Origin of the sequence: Rhizobium brockwellii, from assembly GCF_000769405.2 — a bacterium.
In the GTDB taxonomy this organism is placed as follows: domain Bacteria; phylum Pseudomonadota; class Alphaproteobacteria; order Rhizobiales; family Rhizobiaceae; genus Rhizobium; species Rhizobium brockwellii.
The window spans coordinates 3,903,244-3,917,128 of sequence record NZ_CP053439.1 but is presented as its reverse complement, the minus strand read 5'-3'; the positions used below and the strand labels follow the sequence as shown (position 1 = coordinate 3,917,128).

The window sequence follows — 13,885 nt, the reverse complement described above, 5'->3', positions numbered from 1 at the left end:
TTCTAGGACAAATCACGCGTCATGGAAACAGTTTTGAAGCGTCAGCGTCATTAAGGGATGAGATGGCGTTGATTTGACGGCGGTTTTCGTGGCTTCGAGGTTTGATGCCAATGCGGGGTCGTCTAACCGATCGGAAAGTTGATCTGCGGTGGCAGCAGGAGCTGCAGATCCTCGGCATCCGGATCGCTGATGCGCTGCAGCAGCATGCGCCCCAGGTCCTCGCCGGCCGCCGTCAGGTCCTCGTGGATCGTGTCGACCTTCGGCTGCAACTGGCTGAGAAGGCGGGACGTCTCCTTAGCGACGATATCGTAATCGACGGCCAGTATGCGGCCGGCATCGCTCATGCCGCTGATGACGGCAAGTGCCGAAACTTCGCCGGGGCAGATGAAACCATCCGGAGCATCCGGGGTATCAGCGCGGCTGCGGATGAAGTCGCGCAGCACGCCTGCCGGCGTATCGAGATCGACCGCCTCGGGGATCTCATAGGCGATGCCTGCCTCGCGCACCGCCGTCATGAAGCCGTGCAGGATATGCTGGCAGAAGGTCAGCCGTTTCGGCGGCAGGATCACCATTACCTTTTTGCGGCCTTTGGCGATCAGCCGGCGCGTCGCCTCATAGGCAAAGGTGAAATTGTCGTAGTCGACATAGGGGTGCGGCGTCGAAAATTCGGTGCGGCCATGACAGATGAAGGGAAAGCCGGTTTCGAGCAGCAGGCGGACGCGGGCATCGAGCGGTTCGGTGCGCGTGAAGATCAACCCGTCGGCGAGGTGGTTGCGGATGATGTATTCGGCGGCCTCGATATCGGTCGTCGACAGGAAGTTCGGGGCGACGACCAGATGGTATGAGGTTTCCTTCAGCGCCTTGGCGATGCCGTACATGATCGAGGTGCTGAAACCGACCACCTCCTCGTGCGAATCGAGCAGGATGGCGATGACGTTGGTGCGGCCGGTCTTCAGGCGCTGCGCGGCCCGGTCCGGGAGATAGCCGATTTCGCGGGCGATGCGATGCACCCGTTGGCGGGTCTCGAGTGAAATCTGCGGCGCATCGGAAAGCGCCCGTGACACCGTCGTCACCGCAAGGCCGGCGATCGTGGCGATCGTTCGCAAGGTCGGCTTGCCGCGCTTATGCGTGATATCGAGATTTTCGCCGCGTTGCGGCCGGGACGGTTCGGTCACCCTTGGCTTTCCATGCTGGAATTGCCGATACCATAACACGATGAATTGGGCGCGCAATCGACGAATGAAAACGTTTTAAATTTTAGCGTTTTGTTAGCCATAGATTAAATATGAATTATATTCAGTAGGTTAGTGAAATAACCATATTTTTCTCGGGAGTCGAGAAAGGGCTTGACGACCAAAGATTTATAACGTTTTAAATTAGCAACCGCGCGGAGGAGCGCGGCAGCATGCTGATCGCTGCAATGGCGGGAAGCATCGGGCGGCAGGGAGGTCCCGCCGCCGATTTGCAAACGGGAGGAAATTCATGAGCAAGTTTTTGAGCTCGGCAGCTGTTGCTGTCGTGATGATGGCTGGCCTCAGTGCTGCCCACGCCGCCGACGTCAAGGAAGTGCAGATGCTGCACTGGTGGACGTCGGGCGGTGAGGCAGCGGCGCTGAACGTCTTGAAGCAGGATCTTTCCAAGGAAGGTTTTGCCTGGAAGGACGTTCCGGTTGCCGGCGGTGGCGGCGATGCGGCGATGACGGCGCTGAAGGCGATGGTTGCGGCCGGCACCTATCCGACAGCCTCGCAGATGCTGGGCTATACCGTGCTCGACTATGCCCAGGCCGGTGTCATGGGCGATCTGACCGAGACGGCGAAGAAGGAAGGCTGGGACAAGTCGGTTCCGGCAGCCCTGCAGAAGTTCTCGGTCTATGACGGCAAGTGGGTCGCAGCCCCGGTCAATGTTCACTCGGTCAACTGGCTGTGGATCAACAAGGCGGTGATGGACAAGATCGGCGGCACCCAGCCGAAGACCTTCGACGAGCTGATCGCGCTGCTCGACAAGGCCAAGGCCGCCGGCGTCATCCCGCTGGCTCTCGGCGGCCAGAACTGGCAGGAAGCGACGATGTTCGATTCCATCGTGCTGTCGACCGGCGGTCCGGAGTTCTACAAGAAGGCCTTCAACGACCTCGACGAGGAATCGCTGAAGTCCGACACGATGAAGAAGTCGTTCGATAACCTGGCCACGATCATCAAATATGTCGACCCGAACTTCTCGGGCCGCGACTGGAACCTGGCAACCGCCATGGTCATCAAGGGTGATGCGCTGGTGCAGGTGATGGGCGACTGGGCCAAGGGCGAATTCGTCGCCGCCAAGAAGACGCCGGACACCGACTTCCTGTGCTACCGCTTCCCCGGAACCGACGGCAGCGTGGTCTACAACTCCGACATGTTCGGCATGTTCAACGTTCCCGATGACCGCAAGGCGGCCCAGGTGGCGCTGGCAACCGCAACGCTGTCGAAGAGCTTCCAGTCGGCCTTCAACGTCGTCAAGGGATCGGTGCCGGCTCGCACCGACGTTCCCGATACCGACTTCGACGCCTGCGGCAAGAAGGGCATCGCCGACCTGAAGGCTGCCAACGAAGGCGGCACGCTGTTCGGCTCGCTGGCGCAAGGCTACGGCGCCCCGCCGGCCATCGCCAATGCCTACAAGGATGTCGTCTCGAAGTTCGTCCACGGCCAGATCAAGACCTCCGACGAAGCCGTCAAGCAGCTCGTCCAGGCGATCGACGACGCCCGCTGAGATCACGTGTGATGACAAATGCTTCCCCGCCTGCTGGCGGGGAAGCTTCAGGCTCCGCGCCGATCATGCCCCGACAATTATGCGGGGATGATCATGCGGGGCCGATTGCCCGGACGATTATGCAGGCAGGAGATGACATTCCATGAGCACCGTTGCGACCACCGATCCGGTTCTGACGCCGAGGCAATCGACGGGGATCTCGTTGAGGGGCCGGCTGCAGGATGCGCTGCCGAAGATCGTGCTGGCGCCGAGCTTCGTCATCACCATCATCTTCGTCTACGGCTTCATCGTCTGGACGGCCTATCTGTCGTTCACCAATTCCAAGACCTTTCCCTCCTATGCGCTGACGGGGCCACGCGCCTATCAGCGGCTGTGGCGCTGGACCTTCGAGAGCGATCCGCCGTCTTCCTGGTACACCTCGATCACCAACATGGCGATCTTCGGCTTCCTCTATATCGGCATCTGCCTGGCGCTCGGCCTGTTCCTCGCCATCCTGCTCGACCAGAAGATCCGCGGCGAGAGCGTGTTGCGGCCGATCTTCCTCTATCCGATGGCGCTGTCCTTCATCGTCACAGGCGTTGCCTGGAAATGGTTCCTCGATCCCGGCCTCGGGCTGGAACAGACGCTGCACCACTTTGGCTGGACAAGCTTCCACTTCGACTGGATCAAGAACAAGGACTTTGTCATCTACACCGTCGTCATCGCCGGTGTCTGGCAGGCGTCCGGCTTCGTCATGGCGATGTTCCTGGCGGGCCTGCGCGGCATCGACGGCGAGATCATGAAGGCCGCCCAGATCGACGGCGCCTCGTCCTTCCAGCTCTATCGGCGCATCGTCATCCCGCTGCTGCGGCCGATCTTTCTGTCCGCCTTCATCGTGCTCGCCCATATGGCGATCAAGTCCTATGACCTGGTGGTGGCGCTGACCTCGGGCGGCCCCGGCGGATCGGCCTGGCTGCCGTCCAACTTCATGTATGAATACACCTTCAAGCGCAACGAGATGGCCGTCGGTTCGGCCAGCGCCATCATCATGCTGATGACGATCTCGGCGATCATCGTTCCCTATCTCTATTCCGAACTGAAGGAGAAGGCGCGATGAGCAGCGTGACCTCTCCGACAGCAACCTCGCAAAACAGCAACAATACCCGCTGGATCGGCCGCACCGTCATCTACGGCCTGCTGCTGGTCTTTGCCGTCCTCTATCTGATGCCGCTCTTCGTCATGCTGACGACCTCGTTCAAGACCATGGACGAGATCCAGAACGGCAACATGCTGGCGCTGCCGCAATCGCCGACCTTAGACCCCTGGATCAAGGCCTGGGGCGAGACCTGCGTCGGGCTGACCTGCGCCGGCATCAAGGGTTATTTCTGGAACTCGATCAAGATGGTCGTGCCGGCTGTGGCGATCTCCACCATCATGGGCGCGCTCAACGGCTATGTCCTGACCAAATGGCGTTTCCCGGGCCACACGCTGGTGTTCGGGCTGATGCTGTTTGCCTGCTTCATCCCGTTCCAGTCGGTGCTGTTGCCGATGGCAACGATCCTCGGCAGCCTCGGCCGCTTCGGCATGACGTTGCAGAATGCCACGGGCTGGAACTTCGGCTTCGGCAATCCGACCGTCAATCTGGTCTTCGTCCATGTCGTCTATGGCCTCGGCTTCACGACGCTGTTCTTCCGCAATTTCTACGAGGCCTTTCCGACCGAACTGGTCAGAGCCGCCCAGGTCGATGGCGCCAGCTTCTTCCAGATCTTCCGCCGCATCATGCTGCCGAACTCGCTGCCGATCATCGTCGTCACCGTCATCTACCAGTTCACCAATATCTGGAACGACTTCCTGTTTGCCTCGGCCTATGCCGGCACCGGTGACACCATGCCGATGACGGTGGCGCTGAACAATGTCGTCAACACCTCGACCGGCGTCGTCGAATACAATGTCAACATGGCGGCTGCGATGATCGCAGCCGTGCCGACGCTCATCGTCTATATCCTCGCCGGCCGCTACTTCGTGCGCGGTCTGATGGCGGGCGCTGTCAAAGGGTAATCCATGGCCTTCCTCGAAATCTCCGGTCTCAAAAAGCGCTTCGGCGCCGTCGACATTCTCAAGGGGATCGACCTCGAACTCGAAAAGGGCGGCTTTCTCGTGCTGGTCGGCCCGTCCGGCTGCGGCAAGTCGACGCTGCTCAACACCATTGCCGGGCTGGAGACGATCACCTCCGGCGATATCAAGATCGACGGGCGCGACATCAGCGGTCTGCATCCCTCCAAGCGCGACATCGCCATGGTGTTCCAGTCCTATGCGCTCTATCCGAACATGACGGTGGCGGGCAACATCGCCTTCGGCATGGAGATCCGCGGCGTTCCCAAGGAGGAGCGTGTCAAGGCGATTGCCCAAGTCTCCGACATGCTGCAGATCGGCCATCTGCTTGACCGCAAGCCGAGCCAGCTCTCCGGCGGCCAGCGCCAGCGTGTCGCCATGGGGAGGGCGCTGGTGCGCAATCCGCAGGTCTTCCTGTTCGACGAGCCGCTCTCCAATCTCGACGCCAAGCTGCGCGTCGACATGCGCACCGAGATCAAGCGGCTGCATCAGCGCATGGGCACCACCTTTGTCTATGTCACCCATGACCAGATCGAGGCGATGACGCTGGCGACCAAGATCGCCGTGCTGAAGGATGGCGTGTTGCAGCAGTTCGGCACGCCGGCCGAGATCTATAACAGCCCTTCCAATATCTTCGTCGCCGACTTCATGGGATCGCCGGCGATGAACCTGCTCAACGCCACCGTCGAAAACGGCGCCGGCGGGCTCGAAGTCTCGCTGGAGCGGCCCCATGCCACACCGCTGAGGCTCCCGGTCATCTCAGGCAACGACGGCCTGACCGCCTATACCGGCAGACAGGTGATCTTCGGCATCCGGCCTGAGGCCTTGACCGATCCCGATGGCGCCGACCGCAAGGCGCGCTCGCTGACCGAAGGCGATTGCCTGATCGAGGTGGTCGAACCCGCCGGCTCCGACACCTTCGCCGTCACCAAGCTCGGCGGCAAATCCGTCGTCGCCCGCCTGCGCGCCGATACCGGCATCGCGCCAGGACAAAACACCCGCCTCGCATTCAATCTCGATAAGGCCGTGTTCTTCGATCCCGAAACACAGGCGCGGATCGTGTGAAGTCATTAGAGCGCCGCGCGTCTATAAGACGCGCTGATGACGCTCTAACATTTTGAGTTTGCACATAATCCTTTCCAAAAATCGTTTTCGATTTTCGGGGTTATGCGCTAGGCAGCCGTCACGCCGAGCGTCACCGGCGCGAAACGCGTGGAAACCGCTTCGACGGTGATCTCGCCAGTGAACCCTGTCGCCTCCAGCCAGAAGCCGGCGGTGCCGCCCTGCAGCGGTACGTTGGTCGGACCGACGATCCTTGCCGGGCCGTGCACCTTCAGCGAAATGCTGTCGTTCATGAAAGGCAGGCGCTGACCGCGCTGGTCGAGGGCGCGGATGACGACGCGCGTGCTGTCGCGTTCACGGGCTTTCAACGTCGAGCTATCGGCAACCACTTCCAGCGTTGTTGGCAACGGATCGGCCGCCAGCGTCAGGCTGGCCACCGGCTCGCCGCCGATATAGCCGGTGAAGGTGCCGTCGATCCATTCGAGACCCCAGGTGCCGAGCTCATCGGCGGTGAAGTGCCGATGGTCGAGCACGACCGGCGGGTGCGGCAGATGCGGATAGTTCTCGCGGTCCGGACCGATGCGCTTGCTGAGCGCGCCATATTGCAGCTCCACCTCGTCGCAGTTGGTCAGAATGATCAGCGGCAGCACGCCGCCGATATTGCGTTCGCCGCGCGCCCAGAAGGTCGCCGGCTTCATGACGATCTCCTCGGAAGGGTCGCACTGGCTAATATAGGCATAAGCCGCGAATTTCGGCTCGCGGAACATGTCCATGACGCCGTGATAACAGATGCGGTCGCCGGAGCCGAAGTCCTTGTGGGTGTTGTAATCGAACATGCACCAGCCGATGGCGCCGGAGATATCAGGATCGCCATAGGCGGCATTCAGCACTTCCAGGTGACGGCGCACATGCTCGGCCTGACGCTGCTCCTGGTCATAAATCTTCGTCGGGTGCATGTGGCCGTTGAACTCGGTGATGAGGTACGGCACCTTGTGCGACAGTCCGGTATTTTCCTGCTGCGCGCGTAGCGCCGTGCGCGGGCGGTTGGCGCCCGGCAGCTCTTCATTGCCGAGGATGAAGTCGTTCATCGTATAGACGTCTTCGAGCAGTTCGCTCTCGGTGAGATAACGCACGCCGCCGGTCTGGCGGGTGCTGTCGAGTTCGCGGGCCAACCGATTGGTCTCGGCGTAGAAATCGTGATTATCCTGCGATTCGTTGATGCGCACGCCCCAGATGATGATCGAGGGATGGTTCCAGTCGCGCTCGATCATGCGGCGGACGTTTTCGATCGATTCCTGTTGCCAGTCGGCATCGCCGATATGCTGCCAGCCAGGGATCTCCTCGAAAACCAGCAGACCGATAGCGTCGCATCGGTCGAGGAACCATTTCGACTGCGGATAATGCGAAGTGCGGACGATATTGCACTTCAGCACCGTCTTCATGATGTCGGCGTCGCGCTCCTGGGCGGAGCGACCGGCGGCATAACCGACATAGGGGAAGGCCTGGTGGCGGTTGAGGCCGCGCAGCTTCAATGGCTTGCCGTTGAGGAGAAAACCTTCCGGCGTGAATTCGGCGGTGCGGAAGCCGAACCTGGTCGAGACACGGTCGGAGCCGTGTTCGGTCCTGAGCTCGACGGTGACGTCATAGAGCGTGGGATCGGTGATGTCCCAGAGGGCGATGCCGGTGAGGCCGCCAAAGGAGAGTGTGGTGCGGCTGCCGATCGTTTCGGTTGCGGCGGTGGCGACCACCGTGCCGTCGGCCTGCTTCAGCGTTGCGGTGACGGTCGCCGAGAAGCTGCGGCCCTCGGGATTGGCAATGTCGACGCGGATGGTCGCCGATTTCTCCGGGCGAAGAACGTCAGTGGTTTCGATCTTGAGATTGCGGATCGAGACCGGGTCGGTGACCTTCAGCCAGACATCCCGGTAGATGCCGGCATAGGTCAGATAATCGATGCGACCGCCGAAAGGCGGAATGTCAGGGTTCTCGCTGCCGTCGATCTTGACGGTGACGAGGTTCTCGCCCTTGACGAGCTTGGCGGTGAGGCGGGCCTCGAAGGGCGTGTAGCCGTCCTTATGGGCAATGATTTCGTCGCCGTTCAGATAGACGACGCTGTCGGCCATGGCGGCGTCGAAGACGAGCGAGACCTCGCGGCCCTCGAATTCTGGCAGCCAGCGCAGCACCTTCTGATAGGTGAAGGCGCGCTGATAGCTGGTCTCGTCGAAATAGCTGAAGGGCAGTTCGACGGCGGTATGCGGCAGGCTGACCGATTTGGCGGCATCGAAAGTTTCGAGCAAGCGCTGGCCGAAGCCCTCGTGGAAACTCCAGCCTTCATTGAAGGAAACGACGGAACGCATTTCAGGCTCTCCAGATTATGGCATCAGGGACATTGCGCCTCTCGGCGCGTGAAAATCTGGTCATCGGTATTCCTCCTCGATGCAATGGATGAGCGAGCCGCTAAAGCACGTCACAGCGAACTTGATTCATGCGACGCGCTTTAGCTTTTTTCATGCATGTCGTCATCCCGGAACCGCCGGACACTTCCAGGCGACATGCATCAGGCGGTCGAGCCCCAGCGGGCGGTGCAGGTGAGCGTGATGCTGTGCGGACCTTCGATCTCGGCGTCATGGCGTTCGATCAATTCGACGACGGCATCGATGAAGGCGACGTGGTCCAGGCTTAGCGTGGTGAGGTCGTTGCAATCCCAGGCAGCCATGGCAATGCCGTCCTGGCCGACGATGGCGATATCATCAGGGGTGCTCTTGCCGAGCACCCGGCGGGCTGCATCGCGCGCACCGATCGCCATGACATCGTTGCCACAGATGATGGCGTCGACCTTGTCACGGTGCAGCAGGAACACGGCCTCCTTGAAGCCGGAATCATAGGAGTAGTCACCGAAGGCCTGCGCCTCGAAGGCGAGGCCGCGCTTGGTCAGCGCATCGGCGAACCATTTGCGCCTGAGCTTGTCGATCCAGCTGGAATTTGTGCCGGAGAGGTAGGCGAAGCGCTTTTTGCCGTCGCGGACGATCTTGTCGATGATCTCGTCGGCGGCCTCAGAGCCGTCGATGCGGATGCTGGAGACGTTTTCGTTGTCGAGCGGCTCGAAGGAGACGATGATCGGCTTCGTCGTGTGGAAGATATCGACGGCATCCTGCATCGACACCATGTCGGAGAAGACGACGACGTGATCGACCTGATAGGTGGAGGCAAGGCGCATCAGCTGCAGCCGGTCGGAATGATCGGCGCAGCAGAGGATGATCGGCAGCAATTGTCTTGCCTGCAGGCGGTGGACGAGAAGCTGTTGTTCCTCGGCCTCGCAAGGGTTGCCGATCGCATTGACGACCAGAGCGACGAGGCGGGAGCGCTGGTTGTTCAACGAGCGGGCGATCGCGTTCGGCTGGTAGCCATGTTCACGGGCGACGGCGAGGATGCGGTCGCGGGTCGCGCTGCCGATGCGTGAATCTGGCGAGAAGGCGCGGGAAATGGTGGCGGAGGAGACGCCGGCGAGTTTCGCCAGTTCCTTCGAGGTGATCCGCCGTCTACTCATACCGCTCATCTTCAGCGCCTATTGGGCGACGATCCTGACGGAAGCGCCGTCGGCCGCTGCCGATTCCTTGATTGCATCCCATAGCCTAGCGAATCTGAGGCCCATTTCAACGGAGCCGGAGTTTTCCATCTTTCCCTCGCGAATGGCGAGGAAATTCTTCATCGGATTACCGAGAATCTCAGCTTCCTCGCGCGGCTCGGCGGTGCGGCCGACACTGATCTCACGCCAGCCGCCCCAGGCGTCGATGCGTACGATCGCCTTCGAATAGAAGAAGGTGATGTAGGAGGCGCAGCCTGGAGGTCCTTCGCCGGCGGCAGTCAATGTCACCAGCGCGCCGTTTTTCAGCCGGGCGGAGACGGCGGTGGCGATATCGACTTGCTTGCCGTGGTTGTCCATGTAGGCCGACACACTGGCGAAATCGGAATTGGCGAGCAGGCAGACGGTGTTCATCATGTGGGCGCCGGTATCGAACATGAAGCCGCCGCCGGAGATGTCAGGCTGCTGCTTCCAGTGGCCGTCGTAATTGGACGACCAGCTTTCCCAGATCATGCCCGATATAGCGATCAACGCGCCGAATTCGCCGGCGAGGGCCCGCCGGCGCGTGTCGAGCACCAGCGGCGACAGGCCGCCCTGGAAGGCGGTGACGATGGTGACGCCACTCTTTTTCTGCGCGGCGATCAGCCTCTCGGCCTCGGTGACCGTCGTCACCATCGGCTTCTCCAGGAAGAGATCGAGGCCGGCCTCGGCGACGGCGGTTGCCTGCTCGGCGTGGAAGGCATGCGGGGTGGAGACGTAGACGATGTCGAGTTCGCCCCGGCATTCGGCGAGCATCTGGCGATAATCCTCGAAGCTCTTCGGTTCTGGTGCGCCGGCGGCGAGGCAGACCTCGATCAGGCGCTGGCGCGAAGCCGCCGTGGTGTCGGCGAGCGCAGCGAATTCGATCTCCGGCATCTTGACCCAGCTCTCGGCATATTCCGCCGCCTTCAAGCCGGCGCCGATGACGCCGAGGCGTAATTTCCTAGTCATGAAAATTCCTCCCTGAATGCATTGTGCACACGATTACACAAACGGTATGTTGATAGCAATATCTAAATAGATAAGTAATATCAGTATATTAAAACTCGAATTCGAATCTTTTCAAAAACCGCCTTGTCAGTATGTGGAATGCGTGTACATTTTCGCAACCGGTGCTGGAGGGCGCCGTGTCTCTAAAAAAGGGAGGACTTCCGTTGAAGAAGATGGTTCTTGGCGGCCTGTGCGCCGTTCTGCTGAGCGCGGTTTCGACGCTGGCGCAGGCTGAAACAATCCGCATTGCAAATCACGGTCAGGCCGGCATCGACGCGATGAAGTCGACGGTCGAGCGGATCGAAAAGAAATATGGCGTCACCGTCGAGGTCATCGAATATCCGGCGCCCGACAAGGACTACCTGACCAAACTCCTGACGGAGCTCGGCGCCGGCAACGCGCCCGACCTGTTCTCCATCCCGACGACGGCTGCCGTCGCCGACATGGTGGAAGCCGGCTACCTCGCGCCTGTTTCCAAGGAGTTCAAGGCTTGGGATGGTTACGCCAACCTCTATGACGTCGCCAAGGAGCTTGCCGTCAGCCCGGATGGTGAAACCTATGTGATGCCGTTCATGCTCGGCATCCAGGAAATCTATTACCGCAAGGACGTTCTCGAAAAAGCCGGCATCTCGACCGAGCAGCCGAAGACCTGGCAGGAGCTTCTCGACCGCGCGGCCGAAATCAAGCAGAAGACCGGCGCCTACGGCCTGCTCTTCCCGGCCGGCGTCTCCTGGGGAAGCGGCGCCTTCGACGAAGGCTTCCAGCATCTGCTCGTCGGTTCCAAGACGCCGCAGCTGGTCGATGCCGACGGCAAGCTCGATCTGAATGGCGAAGGCATCAAGGATGTCTTCAACGTCTACAAGGAACTGATCGACAAGGATCTGATGCCGACGCAGCCGCTGCTCGGACCCGAGCCCTGGGTCGTGCCGAAATACCAGATGTTCCCGGCCGGCAAGCTCGTTGCGACCACCTGCGGCTCCTGGTGCTATATTTTCGACTGGGGTCGCGAAAGCAAGAACCCGATCCCTGATGTGACCAAGGTGGTCGGCACCTGGACCGTTCCCGGTCAGAGCAGCGGCCAGTATGTGCTTGCCAATCTCGCTGCGCCGTGGGCCGTCAATTCCAAGTCGGCCAATACGGAACTGGCGATCAAGGCGCTGATGGAGATCGGCTCGATCGAGACGCAGGTTTCCTACGCCGCCCGCATCGGCAACATCCCGGCCAGCAAGGATGCGGCTGACAATGCCGAGTTCCAGAAGCTGACGGAACTGGTTCCGATCCATGCGGCGGCCGGGAACGGCGTGTTCCTGAAACAGGCCTCCGGTTTCGGCACAGTTTCGGAAGGTGTCGCGCGCGCCACCGAAGCGCTGCTTCGCAAAGAAACCGATGCCGCCGGCGCCCAGAAGATCCTTGTCGACTACGTCAAGGAAACGCTTGGCGACGACATGGTCAAGTAAGCTCCGGCATCCTCTCTTCCGCCAGAACGGGGACGCGGCGCCAACGCCCGCGTCTTCCCGCTTTCATTCGATAAGCCGGTTCCATCGACAAGGTTGTGAGCTTCCATGGCCCGAAACTCTCATGAAAAGCGCGCCGAGCGGCAATGGCTGCTGATCCTGCTGCCTTCGCTGGTGCTGCTTCTGGCCTTCGTCATCTATCCGGCCCTCTATTCCATCTATCTGAGCTTCACCAACGAGGCGCTGACCGGGGCCGCGGCCCTTCGGCCCCGCTTCGTCGGCTTCAGGAATTACACGCGGCTCTTCAACGACGCGAAGTTCTGGAATTCGCTGTTCGTCACCTTCGTCTTCGTCATAGGTTCGGCGGTGATCGGCCAGTTCGTGCTCGGCTTGATCTCGGCAATTGCGCTGCGCCGCCCGATCCGCTTTCGGCGGGTGTTCTCGTCGATCATCCTGTTGCCGAACGCAGCCCCTGAAGTCGTCGCCGGTTTCATGTGGATCTCGATGCTGGCGGGCGGCGACAATGCCACACTCAGCCGCATCGTCAGCTTCTTCGGCATCACGCCGGCCGACTGGCTGCAGGTCTTCCCGTTGTCGATGATCATCGTCGTCAACACCTGGCGCGGCATCGCCACGGCGATGATCCTGTTGACGGCCGGCCTCAGCACCATTCCAGCGGAGATCTACGAGGCGGCGCGCATGGACGGCGCCACCCCGTCGCAAATGTTCCGCCGCATCACCCTGCCGCTGATGATGCCGACGATCCTGCTCTATATGCTGATCTCGGCCGTCTCTACCATCGCCGTCTTCGGCCTCGTCTATGCGTTGACGCGCGGCGGGCCGGGCGGGGCGACCGAGGTGGTCAGCATCTATATCTACAACCAGTCCTTCACGGCGTTCCAGCTGGGCTATGGCGCTGCGGTCGCCGTCGTCGCGCTCGTCATCTCGCTGATATTAGGCATCGCCTATGTCCGGGCCATGAAGGTGGAGGTCTGACATGGCCGTCGTTTCCCCGAGCGAAACTGCAAACAAGGGTCGGTCCGACCTCATCGCCTATGCGACGCTGTCGCTGATCTCGATCTTCTGCGCGATACCTTTCTTCTGGGTGCTGCTTGCCTCTCTCGACGGCAATGCGCAGCTCTTCCTGCATTGGCCGGAGCAGTGGACCTTCGCCAACTATATCAGGGTCTTCACCAAGGAAGACGGCGCGAAGTGGCTGTTCAACTCGCTCTTCGTGGTCGGTGGCGCGACGCTGCTCGTCATGGTGCTTTCGGGGCTCGGCGGTTATGCGCTGTCGCGCACCCGGGCCTGGTGGAAGCTGCCCTTCCTCTACGCGATCCTGCTCATCCGGGTGTTGCCGCCGACGGCGCTGGTCGTGCCGCTCTACAAATTCCTGCTGACGTTGAACAATGCGGAAGCGGCAGTGCTCAGGCCGATCTTTGGCAGCTATGCCCGCGACATCATGCGCTGGACAGGTTTCATCGACGGTTATCTCGGGCTGATCCTGGTGCTGGCGACAATGCAATTGCCGCTGGCGCTCTGGATCATGAAGACCTTCTTCGACGGGCTGCCGAGGGACTACGAGGAGGCGGCGCTGATGGATGGGGCAACACTCATCCAACGCATTCGACGGGTGCTGATTCCGCTGGCGCTGCCGGGCCTTGCCGCCGCCGGTCTCTTCGCCTTCATGTCGGCCTGGGGCGATTTCCTGCTGCCGCTGATCCTCCTGTCGTCGCCGGAGCTGCAGACGCTGCCGCTCGGTCTCTTCCGCGCATTTCTGCGCATCAACGAGATCGATTACGGCCTGCTGACGGCGCTGGCATTCATCTACCTGCTGCCTGCCGTCGTCGCCTTCGGTTTTGCGCGGCGCTTCCTCGTCCAGACATTCTCGGGCGGCGTGAAGGGCTGAGATCAAGAAAGAGAAACA

General features: G+C 61.0%; 11 protein-coding genes. 7 read left to right on the top strand and 4 right to left on the bottom strand.

Annotated elements, in window-relative coordinates; genetic code table 11:
* Positions 1-122: 122 nt before the first annotated feature.
* Positions 123-1,175, bottom strand: a complete 1,053-nt coding sequence (locus RLCC275e_RS19250; protein ID WP_033179811.1) for a LacI family DNA-binding transcriptional regulator — start codon at positions 1,173-1,175, stop codon at positions 123-125.
* 307 nt (positions 1,176-1,482) lie between these two features.
* Between RLCC275e_RS19250 and RLCC275e_RS19245 the strand changes: the two genes are divergently transcribed.
* From RLCC275e_RS19245 to RLCC275e_RS19230, 4 genes are all read left to right on the top strand, one after another.
* On the top strand, positions 1,483-2,742 hold the full coding sequence (locus RLCC275e_RS19245) for an ABC transporter substrate-binding protein (RefSeq protein WP_033179812.1): 1,260 nt from the start codon (positions 1,483-1,485) through the stop codon (positions 2,740-2,742).
* Positions 2,743-2,884: 142 nt separating this feature from the next.
* Positions 2,885-3,838 carry a carbohydrate ABC transporter permease gene (locus tag RLCC275e_RS19240; RefSeq protein WP_033179813.1) on the top strand — a complete coding sequence of 318 codons (954 nt, stop codon included), beginning with the start codon at positions 2,885-2,887 and terminating at the stop codon, positions 3,836-3,838.
* Positions 3,835-4,779, top strand: coding sequence for a carbohydrate ABC transporter permease (locus RLCC275e_RS19235; RefSeq protein ID WP_171891356.1), 945 nt, complete (start codon positions 3,835-3,837; stop codon positions 4,777-4,779). The genes RLCC275e_RS19240 and RLCC275e_RS19235 overlap by 4 nt, the downstream gene beginning before the upstream one ends.
* Before the next feature lie 3 nt (positions 4,780-4,782).
* Positions 4,783-5,898 carry an ABC transporter ATP-binding protein gene (locus RLCC275e_RS19230; protein ID WP_130711973.1) on the top strand — a complete coding sequence of 372 codons (1,116 nt, stop codon included), beginning with the start codon at positions 4,783-4,785 and terminating at the stop codon, positions 5,896-5,898.
* Between the two features lie 107 nt (positions 5,899-6,005).
* Here RLCC275e_RS19230 and RLCC275e_RS19225 read toward each other — a convergent pair whose 3' ends face one another.
* From RLCC275e_RS19225 to RLCC275e_RS19215, 3 genes are all read right to left on the bottom strand, one after another.
* Entirely contained in the window at positions 6,006-8,249 is a 2,244-nt protein-coding gene (locus RLCC275e_RS19225) for a glycoside hydrolase family 2 protein (protein ID WP_033179561.1), read from the bottom strand.
* Between the two features lie 200 nt (positions 8,250-8,449).
* Positions 8,450-9,448 (bottom strand): LacI family DNA-binding transcriptional regulator, encoded by a 999-nt coding sequence (locus tag RLCC275e_RS19220; protein WP_033179562.1) that lies wholly within the window; start codon positions 9,446-9,448, stop codon positions 8,450-8,452.
* A 9-nt stretch (positions 9,449-9,457) separates the two neighbouring features.
* On the bottom strand, positions 9,458-10,465 hold the full coding sequence (locus RLCC275e_RS19215; RefSeq protein WP_033179563.1) for a Gfo/Idh/MocA family protein: 1,008 nt from the start codon (positions 10,463-10,465) through the stop codon (positions 9,458-9,460).
* 203 nt (positions 10,466-10,668) lie between these two features.
* Between RLCC275e_RS19215 and RLCC275e_RS19210 the strand changes: the two genes are divergently transcribed.
* From RLCC275e_RS19210 to RLCC275e_RS19200, 3 genes are all read left to right on the top strand, one after another.
* Positions 10,669-11,961, top strand: a complete 1,293-nt coding sequence (locus RLCC275e_RS19210) for an ABC transporter substrate-binding protein (protein WP_033179564.1) — start codon at positions 10,669-10,671, stop codon at positions 11,959-11,961.
* 105 nt (positions 11,962-12,066) lie between these two features.
* Complete coding sequence (locus RLCC275e_RS19205) at positions 12,067-12,954, top strand: carbohydrate ABC transporter permease (protein ID WP_012759095.1); 888 nt, start codon at positions 12,067-12,069, stop codon at positions 12,952-12,954.
* A 1-nt stretch (position 12,955) separates the two neighbouring features.
* Complete coding sequence (locus RLCC275e_RS19200; RefSeq protein WP_033179565.1) at positions 12,956-13,867, top strand: carbohydrate ABC transporter permease; 912 nt, start codon at positions 12,956-12,958, stop codon at positions 13,865-13,867.
* Positions 13,868-13,885: the final 18 nt, after the last annotated feature.